This window comes from Pseudomonas sp. CFBP13509, assembly GCF_005233485.1.
Classification (GTDB): Bacteria; Pseudomonadota; Gammaproteobacteria; order Pseudomonadales; family Pseudomonadaceae; genus Aquipseudomonas; species Aquipseudomonas marginalis.
Genome location: NZ_QGAA01000005.1, coordinates 242,995 through 266,962, shown reverse-complemented (window position 1 = coordinate 266,962; position 23,968 = coordinate 242,995). Strand labels below are relative to the sequence as shown.

Here is a 23,968-nt window from a genome sequence, read left to right as displayed (position 1 = left end):
TGCTCTAACCCCGGAGCTGACCTTCAGAGTTACATCACGCCACCCAGTAGGCGAAGGTCAAAAATGATACTTGTCGAAGCGCCTTTTGAACGCCTCAGCGGAGCCTTCCATGATGTTTAGGACCGCGTTAGCCGAGTGAGCTTGGTCAAGCCCTCCTATTGCTAGCTGTGTTCCGCGCCCTTCCCTCACATCAAGGGCGAAAACCAGATCGGTATCAGCATTTACTGGCAGGTTTGCATTGTGTGTGGTCAAGATGAGCTGCCTCCGGTTTTTCACCTTGCGAAGTAAAGGAACCAATTCGTGGTAGATAAAGTTCGAGTCCAGCTCATCTTCAGGCTGGTCTATTAAAATCGGACCATCACCCTGAGCAAGAAGTAGCTTAAGAACCGCTGTATTCCTCTGGCCTTCTGAAAGTACACGACTTTGGATATTGCCCACGAGTGTTCCATCCGCACGATAGAGCTCTACATCTACCTTGTCTTCTATTCGAGTGAGGCGTGCCGCACGCCACTTGCTTTTCTGCTCAACGAAATGCTTTCGAATATCATCTGATAAACCTGCTATTTCTAATGGGCCAGGTAGCTCGCCCATCAGCACCGCCTTGATATACAGCCATGGAGATTGTAAGCCTGGTTTAACATCGGACAGATGCTGTTGAAAATCTGCAAAGAGCGCTGTACCGATTTGTTCCCAGACTCTACCGATTCTGGCACGGCGGTCAGGGGCCATTCCTTCCCAGACTTCTTGAAAGTGGACTTCGTCGGCCATCGGCTGGATACACACAGTGATAGAGCGGTCGGCCTTCTGCGTAATTTCCTGAGCAGTTCGAGCTCTAACCATAAGCTGTTCAGACCAAAGATCATGCAGCTTGCTCAGCATTGAATCCCGTCTTTCCACTTCGGGTGTGAGAGCCTCGATTTTCCTTAGTAGATCCTCAAGGTTGGCTTGCTTGATCTGACGAAGCCTGTCGATTTCCTGAAGGCGTGCAACATCTTGAGGCTGAAGACCTCTTTCTTCACAGGCGCGAAGGAATCCAGCCTTAATCGCATTTAGCTCAGCGGAAACGGAATTCCAGCCCCCAAGTTGCTGTTCCAATTCATCGGCGTCTTTCTGCATCTCGGCAGCTAGCTCTGCGAGCTTATGTGAGTGCTTCTGGCGAAGCGCAACAGCTCCCTGTGTGTAGAGGTTGAACCAATCAGATCTTGGCCAAGCCTCAACGTTACCGTCGTTCAACGCGCCACGATCGGACAGCTGTTTAGCAAGATCCTTGAGTGAACCGGTATCTTTAACCAACTGCGCTTTCGCTTTCTCCAAATATTGCCGAGCCGCCTCCGCTCGCTGGTATTGAAGCGCTTCTGCCTGCACCTCTTTTCGAGCCTGCCATTGGCGGTTCAGCTCTTGCAGCTCCTGGGCCAATTCCTTTTCTACTTTCCGTAACTCATCTAACTGATCGGAAGCAGCAAATACCTGAACGATCTCGGCTCGCAGGGTATTTTCTCGCCCCTTAAGCGCTTGAAGCTCTGCACTACAAGCCTCATCCACCATGCCCAGCAAGCTACCTTCACCACCAATATCGGTAAGCTCACTAAGCTGCTGCTGGCTGTAGAACTGAATTGGAATTTGCTTCAGGTAGGCTGGAATATCGTGCACTTCGCCCTGCAGCATTGCATGAGCGGCGTCTGGGCGAAGCGAGATGATGTCAACTTGGCCAGGTACGCTTTCCCAACCGACTTGGATTTCCGCATCGCCCGAGAACGTACCTCTGAGCCGTTCGAACTTTGCCTTAGTTGACGCGGAAAATTGGCCACCAGTGTCCCGAGCAAAAGCAAAGCGAAGTAGCTCCATCAGCGTCGACTTACCAGTTCCACGCCCACCAATAACAGTGTTCAAATTCGGTGAAAAAGCAATTTCTTGGTCCGCTAGAAACTTCAGCCCGCTGCATTTCAGAAAAACAATTCTAGGGTGAGTCTGCTCTTCTGATGGCCTTGCGTCTTGAAGGCGTAAGCGAGATGTCCCATCTAAAAACGCTTGTCGTAGTGCCACGATAGAAGGCTTGGAGGCTTTTAGCCATGTCCAGCGGTAGCCCAAAGAGTTGGCAATGGGACGGCCGTCCTCCCCTACCTTCAGAGACTTTGCATCTGATGACTGAACATAGGCGGGCTGACGTCCGCGCCTCGACCAGTCAGGATTGCTACCCTCTAGGATCGACTTGAATCTCTGCGGCATTGGATAGGTAGTCACCTCAACAGCCAGCAGACCCGGGTTCTGGTAATCCGCAATGTTATTTGCTGATGACAGCATGCCATCTGCTTGGTCAGCATGAGCGGCTATCACTATGCCTGCATGCTGTTCTTGAACAACCTCCAGCAACTCCTTCAAGCTGATTGTTCGCCCCTCTCTGCGTAGCAGTGCAGGCTCTCCAGCTCTGAATCGTTCATGTTCAGCCAAGCCAAGCTTCGTGAGAATCATGTTAACGCGCTGAACATGCCGCTGTTTCTTAGCTGGATCAAATAGGCAAAGAACGTGATAGCCAATGTCGACTTCAAATCCTGGAAAAATAGAGATTGGCGCGCGATTAAGCTCTTTAGCGACTGACTTATTCTGTTCGACCAAATGGGTGAGAAACCAGTCACGCGGATCTGCTTTCTCCGAAAAATTGTGGTCAGTAATACCGATCATTTCTAGGTCGAGCTCATGACAGCGCCGGAGGAACTGCTTGGCCTTTACTTGAATGGCTTGCTCGCAAGGTTTCCCGTCGATTATCGGACGACGAATGTGAAGGCGCAGATCATCGTCTGCCCAATGTCGATTGTCTTCAGGCGTTTGTACCTGAAAGTCGGATTTGAGCCAGCGCATTCCCTGATATTCGACCACTATTTACCTCCAATTCCATTTTCGCGCTTGGCGGACGATCGAAGCATACTGCCATAGGGGCATCTTAGGGTTTGTAGGTAATCACTACACTCCCTACAGGGGCGCCGTCTATTCGATTCAAAGAAATTTCAACCACACATTACCGCAATGACATAACCAACAAGAAGGTTCACACCATGTCATTGCAGTGTCCCCGCTGTCACTCCCCAAAAGTCGCTTCATTCCATCACGCCATGAAAATCGGCGCGAGCATCGGCACCGTTGGCGGTGCTGCGCGCGGCATCAGTGCTGCGCTAGCTGGCGGTCAAGCTGGTGCGCTTATTGGCGCTATTGCTGGGCCTTTGGGTATCACACTAGGCTCCGTATCTGGTGCCATCCTCGGTGGCCTCGCCGGCGGGGTTGGTGGTTGTGCACTCGGCGCCCAACTCGGTGAGTCTCTCGATCGCCACGTCCTGGCCCACAACCTCTGCCTGCTATGTGGTCACCGCTTTAACCTACCGACCTAATCAGGTCATTTTCTCTTCTATCTATTACGTCCGTTTCGGTGCTGCGTTGTGCGCGGAGCTTTATGACGGATAGCATCCAAAGGAATCACAATCATGGCTCATCTCGTCGAAACTATGGCCTACGCCGGAGCAACTCCTTGGCACGGCCTTGGCAATCACCTCACTCAAAAGCAACCCATCGAAGTTTGGCAACGCGAAGCCGGCATGGACTGGGACATCCAGGAAAGCCCCGTCCTCTTCAAATCAGAGAGCATCGGCCACCTGGGCGCGATCCATTCCTTCCCCGAACAGAAAGTGCTGTTGCGTTCGGATACCAAGGCGCCGCTGTCAGTCGTTTCCCTGCGCTACCATACCGTGCAGCCTCGGGAAGTTTTGGAGTTTTATCGTGACCTCACCGAGGTCTCCGGCTACGAGCTGGAGACTGCGGGGGTACTCAAAGGTGGTCGCAAGTTCTGGGCGTTGGCGCGTACCGGGCAAGGTGCTGCGCTCAACGGTAACGATCAAGTCAACGGCTACCTGCTGCTGGCCACGTCCTGCGATGGCACCCTGGCCACCACGGCAACACCCACCACCGTGCGCGTGGTATGCAACAACACTCTGACGATAGCCCTGGACGGCTCAGCTCGTGCAATCAAGGTGCCGCACAATACCCGCTTCGATCCGAAGGTAGTGAAGAAGCAACTCGGCATAGCCGTTTCCGGTTGGGACGAGTTCATGTATCGCATGCGCCATCTCGCTGAACGCAAAGTTCAGTGGCATGAGGCTCTTGGATATTTCATGTCAGTGTTGTGCGAGGTAAATCCGAGCAATCAATTACCGGAGCAACTACCCAACAAGCGCGCCCTGCGCAAGGTTCAGGAGCTGTACGAAGGTCGCGGCCGAGGCAGTCAGCTGGACTCGGCTCGCGGTACCGCCTGGGGCCTGCTCAACGCCGTAACCGAGTACGTCGACCACGAACGTCGCGCCCGTAGCAACGAGTACCGCATGGACTCGGCCTGGTTCGGTCAAGGGGCGCAGATCAAGCAACGTGCTCTGGACACCGCCCTGCAGCTTGTCGCCTAACCGGGTACTTCCTCTCCCAAAACGCCCGATCAGCGACGAGGCTGATCGGGCGTTTCTGTTTCTGCAAGGTGAACGCTATGAACGCTACCAACAGATAACCATCAAGGAACTCCACATGCGCCTACATAAGCTGAAGGCTAGTGAATCTACCGGCACCTACCAAATCGAGTCGCCGATCAGTGAAGCCGACATCCTGCTAATGGCCCGGCAATTGGCAAACCTACGTCTGCGCCGAGGACGGGCATTAACTTCGCCGAAGGAAGTGTTCAGCCATCTGCAAGCGCTGCTGGCCGATTACGAGCACGAGGTATTCGCCTTGCTCCTACTTGATAACCGGCACCGAGTAATCGTATTTCACGAACTCTTCAGGGGCACGTTGGACGGTGCCAACGTCTATACCCGCGAAGTCGTCAAGACCGCCCTAGAGCACAACGCGGCAGCAACTGTATTGGTACACAACCACCCTTCCGGTGATCCAGAACCTAGCCAAGCAGACCTCAACCTGACCCACAAACTACAGGAGGCCTTGAACCTGGTTGGGGTGCGAACGCTGGATCATATCGTGGTAGGTCACGAGGGCTGCGTATCGCTGGCGGAGCAGGGCTATCTATGAGGAGAAAACGACGATGAAGCTACTACGCATGTTTGCGGCCGTGCTCATGTTCACCGGCATTCTTGCAGGCTGCTTGGCCATCCTACTGCTGGTGTTTCTGATGGTGCGGTTTCCGCCACTGCTGATCGCCGTACTGTTGGCGTGTTGGATGTTCTGCCGTCTCTTGAAGGCATTGGCACCCAATTCAGCAGCGGCAGACGCCACAACGGTAGCACCGAAATAAACCTACTTGTGAGCCTCAGGCATGCACTAGCGCCTCAACTCAATAGGAAACATAACGATGAACAGACAGCGTCTGATCTGCGACTCCAGCGCCGTGCTGACGCGTGACGCCGCCAAAGGGCTGACCTTGCTGATCGGGTTACTCAATGGCGCAATCGAGGGCGCTCAAAGTCCGCATGAAAGGTTCGGCCAGTCCGCTCTTCCCTGCGGGCTAACCGCCGTTGTGCATGCTTACCCAGCTGCCAGAAAAGAGCCCGATGAGGTTGTGCGGTTCCACCTCGCCGACTTTGACTCTCTATGCCTCCGCTGTGGCGCGTTATTCAACGAGGCAGCCGAAATCAAGGAGCGGCTTAACCCCGGCTGAGGCGCGCCACCAAACTCTCCACAAACTCCAGCACTAGCGTACGGTCATCTGAGTCCAGTACGGATAACAGCCCCTGCAGTCGACGCGCCTGATCCTCCTGACGCGTGCTGCCCTCAGTCAGCAAGTCGGCAGTCTCGCAGCCGAAGACCGTCGCCAGCTCAATTAAGCGTTCGATGTTAGGCATCACGACGCCACGCTCAATACGGGATACGGCCTCGCTTCCAATCCCTAGCTTTTCCGCAACCTGCTCCTGACTCAACTTACAGCGAATGCGCTGACGCGCAATGGCTTGGCCAACAAGCTCCGCCAGCTGCTTCGATTTGGTTCTTGACATGCCACCCTCCAATTCAACCTGGATAGTTGGCTATCAACCTGTTGACATGAAGGACTTACCAAACCGAGACTCACCCTAAAAGGTTGGTATTCGACCTTTTCTCAAAACCACTATCTCTTGCAGGGAGCTCGGAAAACCCATGATCGTCGTAACAGGTCTGAATGAAATGCAGATTGAAGGCCTCTTGAAATGCAAAGCGTCCTTCGAAATCCATGGCCTCAGGGGAAATTTCATGGGAGGCATCAAACTGGTCGAAACCAAGATTGAAAGCCAGGGGCTGAAGTGTCGAGTCAAAAGCGATGTGAAAAGTGCAGTGGTACAAGGCGGCGCACTGGGTGCCGTATTCAGCATCCTGACAACACCCGCCACATTGACCATCGCGGCATTAACGGCCACAGCAGGGGTAGGGCATACGCTCGTTACCTACAACCCCGATTACGAAATCATCAAGGACTACGTCAACAAGCGGCTCAAGGTTGTTTACAAGAAGTAGCCCTCCTCATTCCCACTGCCACCAACAGCGAAGAGCACCACTGCGCTGCTGGACTCGCGAGCTTCGCCACCGGTCGTGAAACGGCCGGTTCCTCTTTCTCGCTCGCAAGAAACCACAAACAGGAGTTACCTCATGAAACGGATACTCAGCATTCTGCTGCTCGCGTTCTGCGCCAATGCCAATGCCGTCATTGACCATTACGCCTGGAACAACATTGCCTACCCGGACGAGACGTCCACCAATGGACTCCCCGAAGCGATCCCCTGCATCAATAAGAAAGCCTTCAATGGTCAGCCGCTGATTAAGTGCACCTGGCTGGAAAACGCCCGCGAGGTGCTCATCTGGAATGCTCAGCGCCAGCAGGATGTACGCTACGTCAACCAAGTAAGCGGTACGTGCCTACGCGGCAAGTGCCGAACAAACGCCACCATCGTGGGTGACTGGAACCAGGACGTGTTCTTCACCCTGTCGATCTGGTATCGCATCGGAGTCAGCACCGACGGCAAGCCGGTGGCCTACCGTGTCGATACCTCGCATCAGGTGTCGTATGCCAAGGCGGGATCTCTCCTACACCAGTTCTACCTAGACATTGGCGTTCCAGATAATCAACTTTTACCAACGTTCGACGGGCGCTATGAAGGTGGTTATGCAGCTTGGCAGGCACAGAAGGGGCGTGCACAAGCATCGACACAGCAGTCACTTGCCACCTCGGCCCAATTAGAATGGCCGGACGTGAAAAGTGCCTGGTGCAATCCGCGTATGGATGACGATTGCTACATCAACGAAAAGAAGGTACCGATTGCTGACCTTGGTAAGTGGTTGCCGGCAGTTGCTGAATCGAACATCGACCAGATCGGCGGCTTCTGCGAGACCATCCTCTGTTTCGATAAGGACAATCAACCCGTCGGTTATCTGTTGCAGTAACGGCCATTGCGCAGAGCTACAGTTTGGTGGAAACCGCCAAAACCAACTGCCAAGAACCTTATGTCTGGCTGCGCCACACGCTCAAAGCTGCCGCATGTGTAGTCGGTGGCGGACTATGAGCGCTTTTTCCTGGGACTGCTCGCCAGCAATGCCACGGTGAACCTTATTCCTACTTTTCGGTAGGTGGGGATCAAAGACACACAAAAAAGGGTAGCCGGTGCTACCCTTTTTTCGTGGTCTGTCCTACGCCTGCAGAGCTAAACCCAGCTCGTTAGATAGCTCATAGCGGCTCAAAAGCTCAGTGTCTGCTTGGCGCGTGTATTTTGCGGCAAGACCTGCCAACGTAGAGTTTCCAACCACGTCCGTATGTGGCACTAATAAATAAGACCACGGCTTACCGCCAGTTTTCTTCGCATGGAACTCAGTGGCGATATGTGCCCAAAGCGCTGCGGTTTCTGCTTTGCGCAATACCACCGTATCGCTAATTTCATCCGCGCGCTTGGTCTCAATAATCAAAATGCGGTCTTGCATTTCAACCACAAAATCCGGCTGGTAAGGTAAGCCATCTGAGTCGTAGAGCTTGAATTGGTTGGGGCCGGGTTTCATCCACAGCTTAACGCCATTTTCTTTTTCTAAAATCTCGCTCAGTTTACGCTCCGTATCTGAATCAAATTTAGCCAGTGGGTAGCAGGATTTACTGAAACCGCTAAAAATGTAACGCTTGATCTCATTAAGCTTTGGCGGTGCCTGGCGAAAGTCCAATGAATATTGGCTACCCGCATTCTCGAAAGTTTGTGGACGCAAATCTTGGAAGGCCGCGCTCACAGTAACGCGGTAATTTGTTTTCCCGCGCCACATATTTTTCTTCATATCCGCAAAGATGGCATCGGCCATTTGCCGAGAGTGGCCTTGCAGCACACTACGCAACTCTTCAAGCTTTTCGTATTTTGCTTGATAGTGAGTAACTACTTGGCCAGCCAGCTGGTAAAGCACTTCGGAGTGCGTGTCGTAATCAATCTCTGGGAAGTCCATGAGTTTGGCAACAATATAGTTTTCTAGGCACTCTTGCTGCTCATCATGGGCGTCGCCGCTGATAGACTGCGTTTTCTCTGTGCGCAAGACCTGAATCAATAACTCGTTCGAGAGCGGCTGATGGTTCCAGTGTTTAAGATCCAGCGCGAACTGTTTAAAACCAAAAGACACATTTTGGGTCGGCGTGATGGTCAATGCTGGAATGGCAATAATTCGCTCAACAAACTGACTGCAAATCGACTTCACGATTGCCTCAATTTTCAGCGTTTCAACCGAAAATATCTCAGCTTGCGGTGTTTGCTCCGCTTGAATGGCCTGAACAATAGCGGCTTGCACTTCCGGCTTATTAATATCCGCAAGGCTTCTTACTTGTTTAGCGGTCTGCTGAACGACAATCTGAAGAGTTTTCTCGGCCACCTCCACTTCTTGCGCAGTGTGCAAAATATAAGGCGCTGGCATCTCTGCCACACCGACTGGGTTCGAGGATGCAGGAATTTGGTAGGCAGTGCTTTTTTCACTACCTGCTGCTTTCGGCAGCATGGATTGCACCAAGTGCTGCACGACATTTGGCGTAGTGACGACCTCAGGTCTCGTTGAGGTAACGTCACCGTCCTCACCAATAAACACTTGTTTGAGTTTCTTGGTAACACCGTTTTCCGTTTTAGCCAACTCAATCAGGTCATTGAAGCGGTCGTGGGCAATCACGGTGAGCTGATCAACTTCGGCTACTCCCGTGCGTTTGCCATAAGGTAAACGCAGCCCACGCCCCAAGGTTTGCTCGGTCAGAATATCGGAAGCTGAGGCACGCAATGGAACAATGGTGAACAGGTTAGTAACGTCCCAGCCTTCTTTGAGTTTGTTAACGTGAATAACGATGTCGGTATCGCCGCTTTTTTCGATGTTCAGCAAGCGCTGCGCATTCTCGTCACTCTCTTCCCCGGAAGTTTTTGAGTGAATCTCGATAACACGACCTTTGTAACGGCCACCGAAAAATCCGTCTGACTCCACAAATTGTTTTACCTCGGAGGCGTGCGTAGTGTCCTTGGTCACCACTAGCACAAACGGTCGTACTATCGGTTTATCGTAGTTTTTGGCGTAGGTTTCCAGCGCCACCTTGACATGCTCGTGGTAGTTAATTCCGTCCTCAAGCATGATGCGTTCAAGCGCATCGGCATCGACTGACTTCGGATTAAAGTTCGCCCGAGTACCAATGGCAGGTTCCTTCACATAACCGTCCTCCATCGCATCAGGCAGGTTGTAGCGGTAAACCACATTCTTAAATGACTGGGGCTTACTGCCCGTAGTTTTCGGCGTCGCCGTTACCTCAAGGCCCATAATCGGTTGCAACTCGGCAATAGCTTTAAATCCAGCGCTACCGCGATAACGGTGCGCTTCATCCATCAGCAGAACCAAGTCCTCAAGCTCAGACAGGTACGAAAAATAGCTGTCGCCAATGTACTCCTGCAGGCGTTTGATACGAGGAGCAGCCCCGCCTCGTACCTCGGAGTTGATCTTCGAAATGTTGAAGATATTGATGATCACACTTTCGCGGCCAAATAGATCCGCGCCGCGCACACCACGACCTTCCTCATAGTTTTCAGCGTTAACAATCAAAGGCGGATTATGGGCAAAGACTTCAATGCCCTTGAAAACATATTTAGGGCTGCGCGGATCAAAATCGAACAGCAACTTCTCATAAATCGTCAGGTTTGGTGCCAGAATGAAGAAGTTCCGGCTCTTGCCGATCATGTGCAAATAGCTAATGAATGCGCCCATTAAGCGGGTCTTGCCGACGCCGGTGGCAACGGAGAAACAAACCGATGGGAATTCGCGTTCGAAATCTGCAAAGTCCGCATCAGTGACCTCACTGAATGCCTGACGTACCTGCTCCCTAGCGGCCTCTACATCAGTGCCCTTTTTCGGATCAATGAGTCCTACGATGGTATCGAGGCGCCGAAGCGCCTCTGCCTGAGGCTTACGTAACGAGAGGCGCTGACAAATTTGGGCAACTACACGATCCTTGTTTAGTTCAGTCATCTCAGTTTTCCTCAGTACCGTCGAACAGGTTGGCCTGTGCCACCGATGCTTTATTTTTTCTAGGTTTAGCCGCCGTGATTTCGACTGTTTCAGACTCTTCATCTTGTACAGGCAAGGCCGCGATTTTTAAGGAGTAATCGTCCTTACCCCACTCGCAACGGTCCAGTACCACACGAGGGATTTTCTTGATGGTCAGGTTCATCTGGTTATCGCCTGCAGCCTCATAAGCCCTGCAGCAAACCAGCAGACTGCGCTCTTCCCCCACGTCATCAGACAGAGCCTTTAGCTGATCAAAGGTCAAACTGTTGGTAGTCACATAGATAAAGGCGTTTTCAGTGGCCTTGCCGTGCATCCAATAATGTTCGGCGGATGGCGCGTAGGTGTAATTGAAATGCTTGCACATGGCCTCGGCCAGCATTTCCGGTTTGTAATCCTTATTGATAACCAGATTGCCCCAATTATCTTTTTGCAAAAGCGAAGGGCCGAGCTTGAGGAAACGATAGCCCCCACCGCCCTTCCAGTTCATAGCCTCGGTCACGCCACCTTTATCGGTGCCGTCGATAACCTTCTGCATGCGCGGTACAACATGCGTTATGGCGTGCTCTCCGAGCTCAACCATGATCCAGCGGCGACCCATTTTGTGGGCGACAGCACCGGTCGTGCCGGACCCACCAAATGAATCAAGAACTAAATCTCCAACCTCACTGGTTAGTTCAATACAGCGCTTGATTAAGGCCTCTGGCTTTTTGCCTTTTGGAAACTCTACATTGCCCTCGTTATGCAAATTATTGGATAAAATGTCGTCCCAAATCGAAGTTAATGGTTCTCCCGACTCCCATTTACCATCGATAAATTTGAGTTTATCCCTGTAGAAAAGAATTTTCTGCCCACCAATGAAATACATATCGGAGAGACTCCCCCCCCTCTCTAAAAGAAGAACAGTATCGGGTTTATCTCTCGATTGATCGATTATCTTTCTTGCCTCCGCGCTAACTGCATTGTAATCAGGTCGTGCCGGCTGAATGACGCTATCTGCATTCTCATGAACGAAATCGGTAATAGATCTCTCGAATTCATCACCTAAAGCTTTTTTAATGCCTTTTTCGGGTAGACCGCAGTGTTCAGAAAATGCCTTCATTAAAGTGGTGAAGTGCCACTGGGAGTGATGATCCTGACGATTTACAATAAACTTATTATAACGTGTGTCTCGCCCGTCCGCACGCTTTACAAACAGGCGATTTGGTTTCCAAGATGACTTTTGGCGTGCGTAAATCAGGATAAAATTTGAAGTACTAACTACGCCCGGATTTATAGCTTTGTGACCAGTCGCGGACCCTTGTTTGAAAGCGACGATCGAAATACGGTTACTACGTCCAAAAATTTCGTCGCAAATTACGGTTAGATATGCGAGTTCGTTATCATCGATATGAACGAACAATGAGCCGTCATTACTAAGAAGGTTACGCAAAATTTCTAACCGCTCCCTCATGAGAGAGAGCCACAACGAATGTTCAATGCCATCGTCGTAATTTGGAAATGCTTGCTGAGTATTGAAAGGTGGGTCGATGTAAATGCACTTCACCTTGCCGCGCACATTGGGGTCTGTCTCCAGCGATTTTAGCGCCAGCAGATTATCCCCATGGATCAGCATATTGTCGAAATAATCACCCTCACGCCGAGTTTCGGCGTGATAGGAAAACTCTGGATCTTCAATCAGTATGCGCGGTTCGAGGCGCGGACGCTTGTCTTTGCCAATCCATGTCAGTTCAAGTTTGGTTTTACCGGCCATTAGATCAGGCTCCATCGAATCGTAAACAGGTGATCCACCTGTGGTGTCAAGTTAAGTTGTTCGGCAATGGCATCTAACATGGCGTCGCGCTCATTATCGATCTCACGCAGGCGGGTATAGAGTTGATGTTGCAGCTCATCCACCTGGCGCTTTAAGGCTTTTGCCTCATGCTGCAGCTCCAGCTTGGCTACCAGATTAGCGGTTGCACGGGCGAGTTTGTTCTTTTCATTAGCCTGCTTAGTCAGCTCTTTGATTTGCTGGTCGTAGGCCACACGGGCGTCATTACGCCACGCATCAAGGCGGTCTTCTTCTTCGTTGAGAAACTCGCCCAAACGTTCTTGGGCATGGCCGACAAGAGCCGTTTGCCGCGCCTCAGTAACATCCACCAATTCTACCTCAGGAGTCTGCTCCGTCGGGGCGCCAAGCTCTCGGGTAGGAATATGCAGCAAGCGTTCAGCGGTACTCGAGTCAAGCATCCTGCCGTCATCGGTGAAGGCTACGCAGATCAGCTCATCCCAGGTACGGGCGGGGGTTCGTAATGTGAGTCGCGAGAGGCGCATCCAGCCTGATTGGCCACGCAAACTGGCAACATCGCCCAGATTGCCAGCGTAGGCGCTGTAGTCAAACTCAAGCGCCGCCATGGGAGTTGATCGCGCTTTAGCCTGCGCCACGAGCTTGTCTGCCAGGCCTCCATCGCCCAAGCGAAAAAAGCGCCAGCCGTTATCCTCGGCCTCAGGCCATTCGGTAGACCAGGTGTTGTCTTGATAATCAAAGCGCTCGGCATGATCAGCGTGAAAGCGGGCCTCGGGCAATTCAGCGCGGGCAAGGGTCAGCAGGGCCCTACGGAAGTCGCCGAGGACGGCGTGAACGCCTTCCTTACGGCTCATCAGCCGTTCAATCACCTTTTCGTCCATCTCAGCCAAAATTTGGTTGCGTGCAGCCTGTTTGGCCGCATCAATCTCGACACTGAACTCTTCCTGCAGTCTATCGAAGGCCTCATTAATTTCGTCGTTCGAACGGCAGGTCTGGACGATCTCCAGAATGCGCCGTTCGATATCCACACCAGATTCAATGGCACCCAAAACTTCATCAGATGAGCCAAATACGCCCTCGAAGAGCTTGAACTTCTGCTCTAAGAGCTGGTGAATGCGCTCCTCTGCCTGGTTCTTGCGATTGAGGAAGTTGATCACGGTGACGTCGATCTTTTGCCCATAGCGGTGGCAACGGCCAATGCGCTGCTCAACCCGCTGGGGGTTCCAGGGCAAGTCATAGTTGATTAGCAGCGAGCAGAACTGCAGGTTGATACCCTCTGCACCGGACTCCGTGGAAATGAGGATGGAGCGGTCATGTTTGAAAGCATCAACAATGGCTGCTTTCATATCGGCAGATTTAGAGCCGGAGACGACCTCAGTGCCTTTATTTTTGGCAAGCCAGGCTTTGTAGAGGGCTGTGCTGTCTTTATCGGTGTTTGAGCCGTTGAGTACTACGGTTTGACCAGCAAAGCCGTTTTGTTCAAGCAGATCACGCAAGTAGGCTTGGGTGCGCACGGACTCGGTAAACACCACGGCCTTGTGTTGACCGCCTTTGACCTCCTTAATCTCAGCCATAACGATTGGCAAGCACTCCAAGAGCGCTCGCCCTTTGGCGTTGTCGTTAATTGAGGTGGCGATATCCCGGTAGTGCGTCAGCTCGGCGATCTCGGCCTGAAGCTTTTTCGGGTCTATCTCATCAAGATCATCATCCGAATGGTCTTCGACAGCATCCGCTTCGGTTGCGGCGATAGAGCCAGCATCACGCCAATCCTCAGCGTCCTCAGCAAAGCCATCGAGATCATCTAGGGTGTCGTCATCCACCACTAGCTTGGCTTGCAGGCGGTTGACCATCTTGTCCAAGGTTTTGGCAATGGCAAATGAGGATGAACCTAGGATCTTGCGCAGGGACAAGGTCACCAGGTGACGGCCATTTCTACCTAGGGCAAGAGTCTCTGGGTTTTGCAGGTACGCCGACACTGACTCGTACAGATCCAGCTCAAGCTTGCTGGGGGTAAAGTCAAAGGTTTTCGGCAGTCGGTTGGTGTAGTTGATCAACCCGGCCTTTTGGACCTGGCGGCGCAAAGTGCGTTTGCAGATGGGTTCCAAACGATGCTGCAGTAAGGTCATCGCAGCCAGATTACCCTTGCCGCCGAACTCGGCCCTAAAAGCCTGTTCAGAACCAAAGTAAGCCTCATCGATGATTGAGACGAGGCCATAAAGCTCCATCAGGTTGTTCTGCAACGGCGTTGCCGTAAGTAAAAGCTTCTGACAACCATGTAAGGAATCGCGCAGGATTGCTGCTCGGGAGTCGCTAGCCGCCTTAAAGACGTTACGCAGCTTATGCGCCTCATCAAACACGACCAGATCCCAAGCAACCTTTTGCAGCTGATGAGCTATGCGAGCAGCATATTCGTAAGAAACAATGATGATGCCGTCCTTACGACCAATAGGATTGGCTTGACCGCTGGCGGCTATATCTTTTAGTCGTTTGGCATCAAGGATGACCGAGGGCAGTGAGAACTTTTCACGGAGCTCCGTGGCCCATTGCTTGCGAAGAGAGGCCGGCACAACCAACAGAAGGTTTCGGTGCTGCTCCCACCAACGCTGGCTGAGCACCAACGCCGCCTCGATGGTTTTGCCAAGCCCTACCTCATCAGCCAGTAGCACGCCTTTGGATAAGGGCGAACGCAAGGCAAACATAGCCGCATCGACCTGGTGCGGGTTCAGATCCACCCGCGCCGAAGACAAGGACTGGGTCAAAGACTCGTCGGCACCGATACCTTCGCGAGTCAAGAAGTGGGCGAAATACTTCGCCTGGTACGGGCTGTAAATCATCTGAGAAAAATCCTTATTGAGGTCTGCCTGCAATAGCAAATCCTGCTCGTCAAGCCTATTGTCTTAGTGATACGTGCAACTGCTCGCAATTTGAGCGCTTCAGTTCGAAATGCTGACAAGTTCACTCAATTGGATGCTGAGGGCCAGAGGCGGGAATTGCAGTGCCACAGCGAACCACCACTGGATCGTCGCAGCCTACTTTTACAACACCTGCCACCTTATCTACCGAGGGATAATGGGTAAAGGCGTATCCTGCGTTTTGCGCGCAGCGTCAGGCAGTTAGTGGGGGCCCAATGGCCAGAAACGAGTATTCTGCCAACCTAGCCACAGCCCAACTGCTCAGACTTGGTACGTATTCCAGAATGATAACACCCAGCCTAAGACGAGCGACGCCCCCTGGCGCTACCCCCTGCTAGCGCTAAAGCCTCGATGACGCTCGCCATAAGACTTCGTAGCAACCTTGCAGAGATAGCTAGATCGGTAGAACAGCTCTGGCAACTCATCGATCTCGCCACGGCGCATCTCGCGTTCGACTCGATATTCCGCATTCTTCGGGATGTGTACCAGCCCTCTGACCTGCTCAGTTGACAGCCCCAGTGCACCAGCCCAGGACTCCTCCATGCGACTGATCATGTTCACCCTCTCTGAGCGTAACCTTCCTACCGTGCAGTAAGCATTCCCGTTCAGCAGGAGCAGTAGGTGGTAATGCGGCTTGCCTCCCTGACCGACCTCCCTCGACCAGACGTACCGGACCTTGCAGCCACGAGCGTACCCATTACGCTCACGCACCTTTTCCTGGTGGTACTGGATCTTTCTCGTGAAGGACTCAAAGAACCGGCTGATGACCCGGTTCGTATAGGCGTAATCGGGCAACTCGATACCCTGGGGTAGCCTGAGATCCGCCCTGAAGGCTAATACCCTCGAATACTCAGCCGTGGCCAACTCGATAGTGTGCTTGAGGTCCGACAGGTACTCACGGATGAAAGGTCCTTTGTCACGCATCAACGGGAAGCCTTCAAAGGTGTCGTCGTAGTAGAGATGGAGGTTGGTATTGGCGGGATGACGGAGTGGGTAGTGCTGGATGGTATCGACATCGTTGAGCATGGTTATGACCTCTCGTTGGTGGAGCTTCATAACCAGTGCCTGCTGTGTACTTTTTAACCGCTACTTTTCCTCACCTGATCAGTTGACCTCTATGCACGCGTTGTAGTACTAGCCCTTCAGGTGGGGACTCTGCCCAGTCCGACCCTACGTGAAAGGGATCTGATCAGTAAATGTTGTTGCTCGGTTAGGCGTGAACCCTTCGGGTAGTAATAGCTAGTAAAAGCATACTACCCACACCGCAACTGACCGCTCCGACTGGCTCGGTAAAATCAACCCCGCTCACCAAGCCGCAGTGGCATTTTTTGCTGAAACCGTATTCCGGAAAAAAACCAGATAAGACCATGGTGGACCGTTGTCTAGCCAGCGTCTGCCGGATCGATGGGGAGCAACATCGATCCGGCTTCCTGGCGAGTGCCGAACAGCCTGAATAAGCCAGCCGGCATAAGCGCCATAACCGACCGTAGCCAGTCATGGCGCAGATACTCAGATCTAACTGGCCATACTCAGATGGCCGGTGGAGCGCGTCGCAGCACCTTCTGCCAAGTCACGCTCCTCGATCCTTGCCAAGATCCAGTCATGCACCTCGCTGTCGACCCAGCCGACGCAGCGGTCGCCCAGCGACACCGGCTTCGGAAAGGTGCCCTCCCCGATGTGCTTGTAGATGGTCGACCGGGCAAGGCCAGTCGAGTCGATAACTTCTTTTAGTCGGATGATCCTCATGAACGGGGCTCCTCGTATTCGTTCAGAGGATTGGCAGGGGCGATAAAAAATAACCGCTAGACGGCTTTCGCTCGTGCCGGCGTGAGCAAACCCGCCTTTTCTCTAAGCTCGATTGGGCAAAGGGCTTCCGTAGTGACTTCCTTCGTTTCTACGTACTCGCCGACCTCTCTCAGCAGCCTGCTACCGCCAGCCCCCCTATCAATCAACATCCCTAAACTGGCATACCCCCGCCGCAAATCACTGGGTAGAAGTCTGAAGTTCAGACTTGACCAGACCAGTCCATCAACCCGTGAAAAGCGCACCTTGCACACGCGCGCAAACTGAATAGTCATGCCCCATAAAAAATCTATGACTTCAGCCTCGTCGAGCAACCGCGCATCTTTAGCGTCCTTCATCGGTTTGCGAAAAAATGCGCTGATGTCGTCTCGGATGCCAAGGGCACAGTCTGACTTGACTGCGTCTAGCTGCTCCCAGTGCTGTGTCAGAAAGTCTGTCACACACCTACTCAAAAAAAACTCCAGCTGCTCAATCTCGTGCTTGGGCGCATACCTAAAAAGCCGGATAACTGAGGGCGGTGTGGAAAGCTCATACAACGAGTATTTATGCGTAGTAGCGGGATTGCGCCAGAGCTCAAGATCAAACCAAACGTCCCCCAGGTACCGAACATCGTCAGCCCCTTCGCCCACACACTCATGCACAACGAAGCTGATCAGGTCCGTCCCCGAGGTAATTTGCCGATGGTTCAGGTTAAGGATGTAACTGCTTTTGAGTTTTTCAGCAAAAATGGGACTAGCGACTCCGGGAACATGTCGTCGGATAAACCCCAATCCAATAAGCTTCTTAATCCTTTGTTTAAGGCCTGTCTGCTCCAGGCCGGTGAGACGACATAGCTCAACATTGCCGAGCGAATTTACTACGCCAAAACGGTCTGCATGAGCGTATAGCACTGCAAGAAGAAGTCGATTGGATCGACTGAGCAAAGAAGTGCGGTTCGGTACTGCAACCCTCGTTTGCTCCGTCTTCACAGTATTAGCTGGCATCGCATAGATCTCCACGTCGGGCCTGGTGGAGTGAATGTAAGGCTCCTTGATTAGGTGCTCGACGGCGCCAAAGTGCGGCGCAAGATCTAGGGGGCGTGAAATAAAACTCGCAATCCCGAGCCTATTGGCCACATCGTCATGGAGGCGAAACGATTTTTTCAGCCGACCGGCTCGTTGAGCCAACGCCGCTGTAGCGATGAGGATCGACTCTTTCAGGAGCAAGTTGAGTGCATTGGCACACTCTCTCGTAGGCACTCCAAGGCAACCAGCCAGCTCATCAATAGTGATCGGCCCTGTGTCAGTGAACTCATAACGCAGGTAAAACGACACCAGCGTGAACCGAGCCTTGGAATCCAGTCGCACTAAACTCAGTGATAAAAGGCTAATTAGCATATGCAATCCAGAAATAATCACAGCTAAATATACCCTATTTCTATCGGATAAATTTTATGTCGTTATACATAACGTTATCGATAATGAATATACTAACCCTAGCGAAGGTTCCAGCAGGAATGGATGAGAATGGGACGCAAAAGAGTAGTTGGACTCGATTGGCTTGATTCTGAAAATACGAATCAACGCCTTTGGGCCTTGAAGTATTTGCAAGCGAAAGGCTTAGAGAGAATTTTCCATAACGGGGAGAGGATCCTTCCGGATGAGCTTCCGTCCCACAACGAAATGCTGGATGCAGGCATGTATATCGAGCAGGGCACTGGTGCGAGGCAATTATTTAGCGACATGAAGGATGCTTGGCGCCAGGAGAGAGACAGAAACAAGAAAAAGGAAGCCGGCCGCCAGGTATGCGTATTCACTCTGTGTAAAGCCACCAAGAACCATCTGAAAACCATGGCCAAAGAGCAAAAACAGAGCCCAACCGTGCTGCTGGAGAGCATGATTACAAAGGCTTACACAGCCCACGTGCGCAGACAGCAAAGGCAACTGTCGAAACAAACTTTGCAGGGGAGTCGTCACCACACGATTCAAGATCTCCACGAGATGTTCGTCGGAGGCGTCATACAGCCCGATAACTCAGCCATCCCCAGCCGTTCCTTAGCTGAAAATTCAGTGGGTGAGCCTGAGCTTCTGAAGCAGAAGTCAGGCGAGCACACTTCGTCAGTTTCAAATGAACGCTCTAGTTCGCAGGCTGCCCCAGAAATCGTTGAACCTCTGCTTGAGCATGAAGAGGCTATTACCCTCATTCCAGATTCACCCAGCAATAGTCAAAAGCCGTCCGCGGCGGCAGAGGATGATCAGCCAGAACAATCTGCACCGGTGGACTTAAATTCAAGCCCGACTGATGATTTCCCTCACACTCAAACCGACAACCCTTCACCCGTGGTGAAAATCAGTCCACAAAAGAGAAAAATGTTCAGGTTATCCAGCGATCGCTTACCAAAAGCCTGGGACAAGGAACAAAGTGATTAACTGTCCGATCTGAAGCGACATACAACATTTGGCATTCCAAATGGCATTCCAGACAAAAAACAAAACAGATGTTTTTCTTAATAAACAATAAGTTATGTTTCCTATTCAGATTACCCCGGCCCACCATTTCATCATCTAAAGACGTCCACGGACGTCTTTTTTTGTGCCTGAAATCCAGAAACTCAAACGCTTCCCCTCCTATTTTTAAATCCCCCTTACCTCCAAGAAATCTGCCCCTCCATCCCCCCCCCTCCCCCAGTGGCCTTGCTAAAGCTTACCCCCCTCACGCCGATAACAGAGTGCAACCCCCTCTCTCACACACGGACGTGTCTCTTGCCCTTAGCCAAGCGCCCTTCCCCGCCCTTCAGCTCTCACGCACAGCTGGTTGCGACGCATTATGTCGCTCGCTTGTTCGACACGCCTTCCACGTCTGGAACACTTAACCGCCCCCAATCTTCTTGATCGATCAAAGGCTCGAACCTATGTCAGCGAATGATTATCTGCGCAACAAGATACGCCCCAGCTTTCTTGAAGGCCTGGATGCCGAGCCGGCGCCGGAGCCTGCTACGCCCGCTAAGGCGGAATTTCGGTGTGTCGAACCGCGCTTTACGCTGGAGCGCGATGTTGTGATGTCCGCCGAGCTCAAGCAGCAGTTGGCGGAGGCCGTTGCAAAGATCGAGCACTACCGCACGATTTATATCGAGTGGGGTTTCGCCACCGCAGATCCGGCCGGCAAGGGGACGATCCTCAATTTCTATGGTCCTCCCGGCACAGGGAAAACCCTCACCGCCGAGGCGTTTGCCGGCAGTCTGGGCAAGAAGATCATGCTGGTGAGCATCGCCGACCTGGAAAGCAAGTTCATGGGCGATACCGCCAAGAACATCGCAAGCGTGTTCCGCAGTGCCCAGGCCGAAGACGCGGTGTTGTTTTTTGATGAGGCCGACACTTTGCTGGGCAAGCGTTTGTCCTCTGTCACCCAAGGTATCGATAACGAAGTGAACGCCATGCGCTCGACCTTGCTGATTGAGTTGGAGCGGCATGAAGGCGTGGTCATCTTTGCGACTAACTTTGCGAAAAATTACGACGCAGCCTTCGTCAGCCGTATCTCTCAACACGTTGGTTTCGAACTTCCGGGCGAGCCGGAGCGGCAGGCTATCTGGGCGAAGCTGTTGGTGCCCGGTATTCCGCTGGCTGACGCGCGGGAGACGCTACTGCGTTCAGCAACGCAACTGTCGGCGGGGCTGTCAGGACGCGAAATGCGTACCTGCATGCGCCTGGCGCTGGCCAAGGCAGTCCGTATCCCGGATCAGCCTGCGTTGGCACAAGCACATTTACAGGACGCCATCGAACAGGTCGCCAGTGCCATGGCACAGATGCAGGCACATGGCGGCAAAACCAACACACCAACATTGGAAGCAGCCCGCACATTATTGGGCGTGCGCTGAGGAGCGAATCATGGGTCTATGGAACTGGGTAAAATCAACCGCGTCCTCTATTTACGAAACGGTGAAGGAGAAAGCCGTTGCTACGGTCAATTGGCTGGCGGACAAGGCGGAGACGTTTGTCGGCGATGTGAAGAACATCTGGCAATCGGTAAAGCCTTATCTGGCGCATGCACGTGTTGCCCTGACGACGCTGGCGAACCTCGCGCCATGGCCCATCGTCAAGCGGATGGCGCTGGGCCTGGAGAAGGTCCTGGGCTTCCTCGAAAATATTGAAAGCCATCCGTTGATGGCCAAGCTCAAACAAGCCATCGACTGGGTCATAAAATCCGCCAGGAATGTCCGGGAGAAGGTGCTGAACGATATGGAGATCAAAGAAGCCGAAGCCCGTGCGCAAGTATTCAAGGAGGGCGCCCAGCAGGTGCCCGCTGCCGAACGCGGCGTACTGAAAATCGCCGAGCTCATCAACGCTTACATATTAACCAAGGCCAAGATCCAGCGTGTGGTCAACAGCGAGCAGTTTGCTGACTTCAACCACTACCTGCGTGTGCGTGCCGCCCAAAAGCTGCTGAATTTCTACGAAAGGCGCATGACATCCATCGAAAACCTGACCGACGTCGATGCCGACATGATCGCGCTGATGGACATCTCTACCAGTTTGCTCGATGAGACACCGACCCTCACCCTCGAACAAACTCAAACCCTCAACGAACTCACCACCCTGCACTTCGGCAAGCCAGTCGTGCCGTTCGTCTTCGAGGAGATGACCCTCGCATGGGGCGCAGATCTGCGCCGCCTTGAGGTCCAGTGGCAAAAACTCAACCGGGACCTGGCCCGCGACAAGGTGCTGGCCAAACGGATGTCCATGGCCAGCCGCACCGAAGCATTGAGCGCAGAAGAACAAGTCGTGCTCAACGACCTTGAGCGCAATTTGAGTCGAGATACCCAGCGGCTTGAAAACCTCGACGTCAGCATTCGAGAAAAACGCTACTACGTATACGCGTCGGAAGGTTTTCTCCAGTTGCTGGAAAAAGATGAGCAACAGTTGATTGCCGACGACCAGGAATATCTGCTCGACCGCAGCGAGGAAGTCGGTTCACTGATCGCTCGCTGCGCTCAACAAAACTTGAAGTGGGCCTCCCTGAGCGAGAGTGAGCAAGCCCTGCTGATCGACTTCGGTAACATTTTCGAAAATGACTGCCTTGCTCGGACCGAAGCCGCTCTCCAGGAAGTTGAGGTAGGCGTGTGAACAACGAATTAGTGAGTTTTTTGCTGCCTCGGCTTGAACCCTTGCAGATGTTCTTCTTCCTGTTCATTACCGGTGCAACCCTCCTGACGGGATTGATGGTGGCTCTGCGAGCGAACGCGCATCATTGGGAAAAGAAGTGGCAAGGGGGCAAGTTGGGCGCCTCGGGGCTGCGCGCGGATCATGGGTCGATCCACGACCTGAGTGAAGCCGTCTCGACCACTGCCGAGAAAATCGCCGGCATCATGCCCGGGATGCTCTTGGTGGTCGGCTTGCTGGGCACCTTCCTAGGCCTGGGCATGGCACTCGATCACGCATCGACTATTTTGCAGAAAAGCGGCAATGCTTCTGTGGGCGCCATGGGCGGCGCGATGCAGGACATGACCGCGATGATGCAAGGGTTGGGGACCAAGTTCAAAACCTCCACCTGGGGCATCATGGCCTTCATTTTATTGAAGGTATGGGACTTGCTCCTGGGCTATGAGGGCCGCCGCCTGGCTTGGTGCATCACGCAGGTCAAGACACAAATGTCGGCCTCTGAGCAACAACGCGAAAACGCCCGTGCCGCTCACGACGCCTTCCTTCAAAACTGCATATCCAGTGCGGCCAAGTACATGACCGGCGCGCTCGGCAAACAGGCCGACACCTTCAATGAACTGATGCAGCAACAGGCCAATCGACGCCACGGCACTGACGCCGAACAACGGCAGTTATTGCAAACCGGCTTCGACAGCGTCAGTACCCACATCAGTGGTCTGGCGAACGGCATCAGCGCCTTACTGCAAAGTGAGAGCAACAGCCAGCAGATCGCCCGCGAAGGGCAGGCGATCGTCCGCGAAGCCGCAGACACCGCTCAACGCACCGAACAGGCCCTGGGCGCTTTGGCCGACAGCAACAAGCAACATCTGCAAACGGGCTTTGCGGGCCTCGACACCCGTATTGCCAGTGTCACCGAGGGCATCGGTACGTTGCTGCAACGCCACACCGAGAGTCTGCAGGTGCATCGCGACACGCAAGACGTTCTCAGCCAGATAGCCACTTCAGGCAACCGTACTGAACAGGCGATGACCGCGTTCACCGACAACAGCCGCGACAACCTGCAAGCCCTACAAACCGCAGGTGAAACGATGGGGGACGCGGCCGGCAAGGTGGGCCAGTCCGCTGCTGAACTGCAAGTCGTGGTGAGTGCCTTGCAGGGTCAGATGGCAGAGGTCATGAATGGCGTCAAAGCTGATTTGAACGGCACGCTGGCCACCATGAACAAGGACTTCAGCGACAACCTGCACGGCATGGGCACGCAACTGGAAAGCGCCACCACAAAACTGGGCGACGTGATGGAAGCCGTCAAGACTGACCTGGGTTCGAACATCAAGACCATGAACCACGACTTCGGCACCAACCTGGTCAACATGACCACCAGCCTGGGACAGGCGACCGGGAATATTTCCAAGGCTATCGACAGCATGTCCGGCACCGTCAGCCAGGCCATGGAAGAAGTCGCCGCCAACATGCAGAAAACTGCCATCGCGCAGGAAAAGACCACGCGGGAGTTCGAGATGGTCAGTGATAACCTGAATACGAACATCCTGGCGATCCAGGGCGTGGTGGAGAAACTGTCCAAGGACATTCTAAGCGGCCTTAAAGCCGTATCCGAAAGCGGCCAGCGCATGGTCTCGCTGGATCAACGTTACGGCAAAGTCTCGGAAATGCTGATCAAAGTCCCCGAGTCCCTCGACGCTCTGGCGAGCGTTGTCACGCGCCCACCCGTTGACCTGCAACCCCTGCTGCAATCCGTGAATCAATTGACGGGGGTTGCCAACAACATCAATAAATCAGTCACGGCCCGAAAAGCCGTGAAAGCCGTGAAAGCCTGA

The 23,968-nt window shown here is 53.1% G+C and carries 19 protein-coding genes and 1 pseudogene; 12 read left to right on the top strand and 8 right to left on the bottom strand.

What is annotated here, in order from left to right:
• Positions 1-57: 57 nt before the first annotated feature.
• Positions 58-2,874 carry a TrlF family AAA-like ATPase gene (locus PspCFBP13509_RS11025; RefSeq protein ID WP_137212036.1) on the bottom strand — a complete coding sequence of 939 codons (2,817 nt, stop codon included), beginning with the start codon at positions 2,872-2,874 and terminating at the stop codon, positions 58-60.
• A 233-nt stretch (positions 2,875-3,107) separates the two neighbouring features.
• Here PspCFBP13509_RS11025 and PspCFBP13509_RS31730 point away from each other — a divergent pair, with 233 nt between their 5' ends.
• The 5 genes from PspCFBP13509_RS31730 (at position 3,108) to PspCFBP13509_RS11000 (ending at position 5,641) form a co-directional block, all read left to right on the top strand.
• Entirely contained in the window at positions 3,108-3,380 is a 273-nt protein-coding gene (locus PspCFBP13509_RS31730) for a hypothetical protein (RefSeq protein ID WP_228309928.1), read from the top strand.
• A gap of 93 nt (positions 3,381-3,473) precedes the next feature.
• Positions 3,474-4,442 (top strand): DUF932 domain-containing protein, encoded by a 969-nt coding sequence (locus PspCFBP13509_RS11015; RefSeq protein ID WP_137212034.1) that lies wholly within the window; start codon positions 3,474-3,476, stop codon positions 4,440-4,442.
• A 115-nt stretch (positions 4,443-4,557) separates the two neighbouring features.
• Complete coding sequence (gene radC, locus PspCFBP13509_RS11010; protein ID WP_137212033.1) at positions 4,558-5,055, top strand: RadC family protein; 498 nt, start codon at positions 4,558-4,560, stop codon at positions 5,053-5,055.
• Positions 5,056-5,068: 13 nt separating this feature from the next.
• Complete coding sequence (locus PspCFBP13509_RS11005) at positions 5,069-5,278, top strand: hypothetical protein (protein WP_137212032.1); 210 nt, start codon at positions 5,069-5,071, stop codon at positions 5,276-5,278.
• 57 nt (positions 5,279-5,335) lie between these two features.
• On the top strand, positions 5,336-5,641 hold the full coding sequence (locus PspCFBP13509_RS11000) for a hypothetical protein (RefSeq protein ID WP_137212031.1): 306 nt from the start codon (positions 5,336-5,338) through the stop codon (positions 5,639-5,641).
• Here PspCFBP13509_RS11000 and PspCFBP13509_RS10995 read toward each other — a convergent pair.
• Entirely contained in the window at positions 5,628-5,975 is a 348-nt protein-coding gene (locus tag PspCFBP13509_RS10995) for a helix-turn-helix domain-containing protein (RefSeq protein ID WP_021492912.1), read from the bottom strand. The two genes, PspCFBP13509_RS11000 and PspCFBP13509_RS10995, sit on opposite strands and share 14 nt — an antisense overlap.
• Positions 5,976-6,114: 139 nt before the next feature.
• Here PspCFBP13509_RS10995 and PspCFBP13509_RS10990 point away from each other — a divergent pair, with 139 nt between their 5' ends.
• The 3 genes and pseudogenes from PspCFBP13509_RS10990 to PspCFBP13509_RS31355 form a co-directional block, all read left to right on the top strand.
• A complete protein-coding gene (locus tag PspCFBP13509_RS10990; protein WP_137212030.1) occupies positions 6,115-6,468 on the top strand; it encodes a hypothetical protein in 354 nt (117 codons plus the stop codon).
• A 132-nt stretch (positions 6,469-6,600) separates the two neighbouring features.
• Complete coding sequence (locus tag PspCFBP13509_RS10985; RefSeq protein WP_137212029.1) at positions 6,601-7,392, top strand: hypothetical protein; 792 nt, start codon at positions 6,601-6,603, stop codon at positions 7,390-7,392.
• Positions 7,392-7,494: pseudogene (locus tag PspCFBP13509_RS31355) on the top strand (transposase domain-containing protein); the annotation flags it as partial. The gene PspCFBP13509_RS10985 and the pseudogene PspCFBP13509_RS31355, both read left to right, overlap by 1 nt.
• Positions 7,495-7,635: 141 nt before the next feature.
• On the opposite strand, the gene PspCFBP13509_RS10975 reads toward PspCFBP13509_RS31355, so the two are convergent.
• The 6 genes from PspCFBP13509_RS10975 to PspCFBP13509_RS10950 all read right to left on the bottom strand — a co-directional run bounded on the left by PspCFBP13509_RS10975 (position 7,636) and on the right by PspCFBP13509_RS10950 (position 18,374).
• Positions 7,636-10,461, bottom strand: a complete 2,826-nt coding sequence (locus PspCFBP13509_RS10975; RefSeq protein WP_137212028.1) for a DEAD/DEAH box helicase family protein — start codon at positions 10,459-10,461, stop codon at positions 7,636-7,638.
• 1 nt (position 10,462) lies between these two features.
• Positions 10,463-12,250: a site-specific DNA-methyltransferase gene (locus PspCFBP13509_RS10970; protein WP_137212027.1), complete on the bottom strand. Its 1,788-nt coding sequence runs from the start codon at positions 12,248-12,250 to the stop codon at positions 10,463-10,465.
• Complete coding sequence (locus PspCFBP13509_RS10965; protein WP_242001064.1) at positions 12,250-15,150, bottom strand: SNF2-related protein; 2,901 nt, start codon at positions 15,148-15,150, stop codon at positions 12,250-12,252. The genes PspCFBP13509_RS10970 and PspCFBP13509_RS10965 overlap by 1 nt, the downstream gene beginning before the upstream one ends.
• A 369-nt stretch (positions 15,151-15,519) precedes the next feature.
• Entirely contained in the window at positions 15,520-16,221 is a 702-nt protein-coding gene (locus PspCFBP13509_RS10960) for an inovirus Gp2 family protein (RefSeq protein WP_137212026.1), read from the bottom strand.
• 489 nt (positions 16,222-16,710) lie between these two features.
• A complete protein-coding gene (locus PspCFBP13509_RS10955; protein WP_137212025.1) occupies positions 16,711-16,941 on the bottom strand; it encodes a helix-turn-helix transcriptional regulator in 231 nt (76 codons plus the stop codon).
• A 56-nt stretch (positions 16,942-16,997) separates the two neighbouring features.
• The gene (locus tag PspCFBP13509_RS10950; protein ID WP_137212024.1) at positions 16,998-18,374 is read right to left on the bottom strand and encodes a hypothetical protein; all 1,377 of its coding nucleotides are present in this window, start codon (positions 18,372-18,374) and stop codon (positions 16,998-17,000) included.
• 129 nt (positions 18,375-18,503) lie between these two features.
• On the opposite strand from PspCFBP13509_RS10950, the gene PspCFBP13509_RS10945 reads away from it, so the two are divergent.
• The 4 genes from PspCFBP13509_RS10945 to PspCFBP13509_RS10930 all read left to right on the top strand — a co-directional run bounded on the left by PspCFBP13509_RS10945 (position 18,504) and on the right by PspCFBP13509_RS10930 (position 23,968).
• Positions 18,504-19,406 (top strand): hypothetical protein, encoded by a 903-nt coding sequence (locus tag PspCFBP13509_RS10945; RefSeq protein WP_137212023.1) that lies wholly within the window; start codon positions 18,504-18,506, stop codon positions 19,404-19,406.
• A gap of 458 nt (positions 19,407-19,864) precedes the next feature.
• A complete protein-coding gene (locus PspCFBP13509_RS10940; RefSeq protein ID WP_235865609.1) occupies positions 19,865-20,851 on the top strand; it encodes an ATP-binding protein in 987 nt (328 codons plus the stop codon).
• A gap of 10 nt (positions 20,852-20,861) precedes the next feature.
• On the top strand, positions 20,862-22,097 hold the full coding sequence (locus PspCFBP13509_RS10935) for a hypothetical protein (protein WP_074847687.1): 1,236 nt from the start codon (positions 20,862-20,864) through the stop codon (positions 22,095-22,097).
• Positions 22,094-23,968 (top strand): hypothetical protein, encoded by a 1,875-nt coding sequence (locus PspCFBP13509_RS10930; protein WP_137212022.1) that lies wholly within the window; start codon positions 22,094-22,096, stop codon positions 23,966-23,968. The genes PspCFBP13509_RS10935 and PspCFBP13509_RS10930 overlap by 4 nt, the downstream gene beginning before the upstream one ends.

Coding starts and splice junctions, on each gene's coding strand:
- PspCFBP13509_RS10975 (WP_137212028.1), bottom strand. CDS start 10,461: ATGACTGAACTAAACAAGGATCGTGTAGTTGCCCAAATTTGTCAGCGC.
- PspCFBP13509_RS10960 (WP_137212026.1), bottom strand. CDS start 16,221: ATGCTCAACGATGTCGATACCATCCAGCACTACCCACTCCGTCATCCC.
- PspCFBP13509_RS10970 (WP_137212027.1), bottom strand. CDS start 12,250: ATGGCCGGTAAAACCAAACTTGAACTGACATGGATTGGCAAAGACAAG.
- radC (WP_137212033.1), top strand. CDS start 4,558: ATGCGCCTACATAAGCTGAAGGCTAGTGAATCTACCGGCACCTACCAA.
- PspCFBP13509_RS11000 (WP_137212031.1), top strand. CDS start 5,336: ATGAACAGACAGCGTCTGATCTGCGACTCCAGCGCCGTGCTGACGCGT.
- PspCFBP13509_RS10945 (WP_137212023.1), top strand. CDS start 18,504: ATGGGACGCAAAAGAGTAGTTGGACTCGATTGGCTTGATTCTGAAAAT.
- PspCFBP13509_RS11005 (WP_137212032.1), top strand. CDS start 5,069: ATGAAGCTACTACGCATGTTTGCGGCCGTGCTCATGTTCACCGGCATT.
- PspCFBP13509_RS10995 (WP_021492912.1), bottom strand. CDS start 5,975: ATGTCAAGAACCAAATCGAAGCAGCTGGCGGAGCTTGTTGGCCAAGCC.
- PspCFBP13509_RS11015 (WP_137212034.1), top strand. CDS start 3,474: ATGGCTCATCTCGTCGAAACTATGGCCTACGCCGGAGCAACTCCTTGG.
- PspCFBP13509_RS10935 (WP_074847687.1), top strand. CDS start 20,862: ATGGGTCTATGGAACTGGGTAAAATCAACCGCGTCCTCTATTTACGAA.
- PspCFBP13509_RS10985 (WP_137212029.1), top strand. CDS start 6,601: ATGAAACGGATACTCAGCATTCTGCTGCTCGCGTTCTGCGCCAATGCC.
- PspCFBP13509_RS31730 (WP_228309928.1), top strand. CDS start 3,108: ATGAAAATCGGCGCGAGCATCGGCACCGTTGGCGGTGCTGCGCGCGGC.
- PspCFBP13509_RS10990 (WP_137212030.1), top strand. CDS start 6,115: ATGATCGTCGTAACAGGTCTGAATGAAATGCAGATTGAAGGCCTCTTG.
- PspCFBP13509_RS10950 (WP_137212024.1), bottom strand. CDS start 18,374: ATGCTAATTAGCCTTTTATCACTGAGTTTAGTGCGACTGGATTCCAAG.
- PspCFBP13509_RS10955 (WP_137212025.1), bottom strand. CDS start 16,941: ATGAGGATCATCCGACTAAAAGAAGTTATCGACTCGACTGGCCTTGCC.